At 48.3% G+C, this 623-nt stretch carries 5 tRNA genes; all 5 read right to left on the bottom strand.

Features of this window, described 5'->3' with window-relative positions:
- Positions 1-50: 50 nt before the first annotated feature.
- A tRNA-Met gene (locus DWY63_RS07605) sits at positions 51-124 on the bottom strand.
- A 33-nt stretch (positions 125-157) separates the two neighbouring features.
- Positions 158-230: transfer RNA gene (locus DWY63_RS07600), tRNA-Thr, on the bottom strand.
- Between the two features lie 19 nt (positions 231-249).
- A tRNA-Tyr gene (locus DWY63_RS07595) sits at positions 250-331 on the bottom strand.
- 9 nt (positions 332-340) lie between these two features.
- Positions 341-413 (bottom strand) — tRNA-Val (locus DWY63_RS07590).
- A 27-nt stretch (positions 414-440) separates the two neighbouring features.
- A tRNA-Asp gene (locus DWY63_RS07585) sits at positions 441-514 on the bottom strand.
- Between the last annotated feature and the right edge of the window lie 109 nt (positions 515-623).

Raw genomic sequence — 623 nt, 5'->3', positions numbered from 1 at the left:
CGAGGATTTTCAGTCCTCTGCTCTACCAACTGAGCTAACTAGGCATAAAATTGCGGGAGTAGGATTTGAACCTACGACCTTCGGGTTATGAGCCCGACGAGCTTCCAGACTGCTCCATCCCGCGATATCCTATTTTTGTACTTGATTTCTCAAGTAAAGCCGATGATCGGACTCGAACCGATAACCTGCTGATTACAAATCAGCTGCTCTGCCAATTGAGCCACATCGGCCGATTGCCTGATTGGCAAGTGGGTGGTGGTGGATTCGAACCACCGAAGCAATTTGCAGCAGATTTACAGTCTGTCCCCTTTGGCCACTCGGGAAACCACCCATAAAAGAATGGGACCTACAGGGCTCGAACCTGTGACCCTCTGCTTGTAAGGCAGATGCTCTCCCAGCTGAGCTAAGATCCCATTTTTCAGATATTTAGTTATGAAAAGCGACCCGGATCGGGATCGAACCGACGACCTCCGCCGTGACAGGGCGGCGCTCTAACCAGCTGAGCCACCGGGCCACAATAACTATTTTGAAGATATTTGATATACCTTCAAAACCGCATACACTTAACACCTATACATCATACCATACTTTCTTTCCGAACACAACCATTTTCTGCAAAACTT

The sequence above is a fragment of the Blautia sp. AF26-2 genome, assembly GCF_003460955.1.
GTDB lineage: Bacteria > Bacillota > Clostridia > Lachnospirales > Lachnospiraceae > Fusicatenibacter > Fusicatenibacter saccharivorans.
Note: the sequence above shows the minus strand (reverse complement) of the source record. Positions and strands in the feature narration are given on the sequence as shown.